Genomic DNA, 2,155 nt, shown 5'->3' with positions numbered 1-2,155 from the left:
TTCACCGTCACCGACCAGCTCACCGGCACCACCTACACCTGGCACCAGCACAACTACGTCCGCCTGGACCCCCACGTCCAGCCGGCGCACATCTTCACGATCCAGGCGGACGGCGAAGGCGTGCGGGGCGGGACGCGCGGAGCCCAGGCGGACGGAGCGGGAGCGCGGCACCGGGACCGGACGAGAGGTACGCGCTGACCGGCGGATCCGAGAGCCGGCCAGGCGGAGCCCCGTTCGAGCGGAACCGGTCGGGCGCGCCCGGTGACGGAGCGGCTCAGGCGGGGCCGGCGGCGGGACGGCACGGCGTGAAGACGGAGCCGAGCCCCTCGCGGTCGATGATCTCGCGGAGCCGGGCCGGCAGCTCCAGCAGCGACAGGCAGCCGCCCTCGGCCGCCACGCGCCAGCGGATGCCGAGCAGGATCGGCAGCGGGTCGCAGCGCAGGCCGAGCCTGTCGTTCATCCGGACCATCAGGTGGCGGAGGTTGTCCTCGACCAGGGTGGTGAGCGTCTCGCCGAGCCGCCGCACCGTCGTCTGGTCGAGCACGCCGGACAGGTCGACGACCGTGTGGTCGCCGTCCCCGGCCGCCGTCGTGGTGATCCTTAACTCGGAGGCGGACGCGGGGGCGAGGGACAGTCCCGCGTCACCGGGATGCATCGCGCGGATCGCGTCCAGGACGTGCGTGGTGTCCACGCCGGCCGCGCGGTCCTCGGGCGGCGGCGCGGCCGTCGCCGCGTCCACGTCCGGGAACACCGGGACGACCTGCGCGAGCCCGGTGAGGTGCAGGGCGCGCCGCACCGGCCCGGCGAGGGCGGGCACCACGGCGCGGAGCGGGCAGCCGAGGAGCTGCGCGCGGGTCTCGGTCCGGGCCAGCAGGACGAGGCCCGCCGCGTCGAGCAGGATCGAGTCGCCGAAGTCGACGACGACGCCCGTCCGCCGCCGCCCCGGCGCCGCGGCGAGCGACAGCGCCCGGCACACCCCCTCCCGGATGCCCGCGTAGTTCTGCCAGCTGATCTGCGCGGGGAGGCTCAGCACGATGAAGCCTCGCCGGGTCGCGATCTCCAGGCCCGGCACGGTGGTGTCTCTCATCTGTCACATCCCGATCGGAGTTGGGGCGGCCGCGCGGGCCTTCCTGGACGGAGCGGTGCGGCCGGGCGGTCTGGCCGTCCGGCCCCCGTCGGGATGGGGCGGGCGCCCACCGTCCGGGTAGGCCCTGTCCGGGTAGGCCCTGTCCGGATAGGGGGGCCGGCCCCGCATCACGCCCATCAGCCGGGACGCCGCGAGGCGCTCGATGGTCCGTTCCTCGGGGCGCACGCCGAGGTGGGTGCAGCAGCACCACAGGTCGTCCACGCAGCGGCGAACGCGCTCAGCCGGGATCTCGGCGAAGCGAACGCGCAGCCGCGCCACGAGGTCCTCGCGCCCCGGTACGACCGATGGCGACATCTCCCAGCGCTCCACTGTCCCTCCGATCGCTCTGGACGGGACATCCCCCGTCCCTAGGCTCCGCATCGGCGGATTTCCGCCGATAACGTCATTGACCGCCTGCTGGCAGGCTTTGAGCTTGGAAATGACCTACCCGGGCCCTCCGCCAGAAAAAGCGGCGAAGCTAAAAACACGGACATGACACAGCCGTCGCGCGGCAAGCACGGCGCGCGGCGGCGCCAGCGACACGACCGGGGAACACCGCGAATTTGCGCGACTTTCCCGCGCGCTGCCCGCACTCGACCGGCGGATTACCTGATTCCGACCCGCGCGACCCACCCGGACGCGCACGTCCCACTGAGGGATCTACCAGCCCGTTTAGGTCCGGGATCCGGCGAACCGGGACCGGGCGGTGCCCCGGGAAGCGCACCCGTCACGCACCGTACGGAGATTTTTGCGGATGCTTGCCTGGCGCGGACGCCGCGGGCGGCACGGACGGGAATTGCTGATCTAGATACCTTTCAACGCACCCCGGGGTGGCCCATGCACGTCCAGTCGAAGCCGTCCACCGCACCGCCCGCGACCCCGGTCGCCGCACCGGTCGCGGACCCGTTCAGCAAGGAGACACCGCGCCAGCCGCACTGGTTCAAGACGGCGGTGTTCTACGAGGTGTCGGTGCGGGGATTCGCCGACTCCAACGGGGACGGCTACGGCGACCTGCGCGGCCTGATCTCC

4 protein-coding genes are annotated in these 2,155 nt (G+C 72.9%); 2 read left to right on the top strand and 2 right to left on the bottom strand.

Annotated elements, in window-relative coordinates; genetic code table 11:
• The coding region (locus E1300_RS51140; protein ID WP_165503362.1) for a hypothetical protein at positions 1 to 198 on the top strand (198 nt) is incomplete at its 5' end.
• A gap of 76 nt (positions 199 to 274) precedes the next feature.
• Here E1300_RS51140 and E1300_RS49215 read toward each other — a convergent pair.
• Both E1300_RS49215 and E1300_RS49210 read right to left on the bottom strand, forming a co-directional pair.
• Positions 275 to 1,087: an STAS domain-containing protein gene (locus E1300_RS49215; protein ID WP_131764115.1), complete on the bottom strand. Its 813-nt coding sequence runs from the start codon at positions 1,085 to 1,087 to the stop codon at positions 275 to 277.
• 3 nt (positions 1,088 to 1,090) lie between these two features.
• On the bottom strand, positions 1,091 to 1,441 hold the full coding sequence (locus E1300_RS49210; protein WP_131764114.1) for a hypothetical protein: 351 nt from the start codon (positions 1,439 to 1,441) through the stop codon (positions 1,091 to 1,093).
• 522 nt (positions 1,442 to 1,963) lie between these two features.
• On the opposite strand from E1300_RS49210, the gene E1300_RS49205 reads away from it, so the two are divergent.
• The coding region (locus E1300_RS49205; protein ID WP_207400456.1) for a hypothetical protein at positions 1,964 to 2,155 on the top strand (192 nt) is incomplete at its 3' end.

Source organism: Actinomadura fibrosa, from assembly GCF_900659615.1.
Lineage (GTDB): Bacteria > Actinomycetota > Actinomycetes > Streptosporangiales > Streptosporangiaceae > Spirillospora > Spirillospora fibrosa.
Note: the sequence above shows the minus strand (reverse complement) of the source record. Positions and strands in the feature narration are given on the sequence as shown.

Bases quoted from the DNA above. Each gene is read 5' to 3' on its own strand.
- E1300_RS49215 (WP_131764115.1), bottom strand. From the start codon at position 1,087: ATGAGAGACACCACCGTGCCGGGCCTGGAGATCGCGACCCGGCGAGGC.
- E1300_RS49210 (WP_131764114.1), bottom strand. From the start codon at position 1,441: ATGTCGCCATCGGTCGTACCGGGGCGCGAGGACCTCGTGGCGCGGCTG.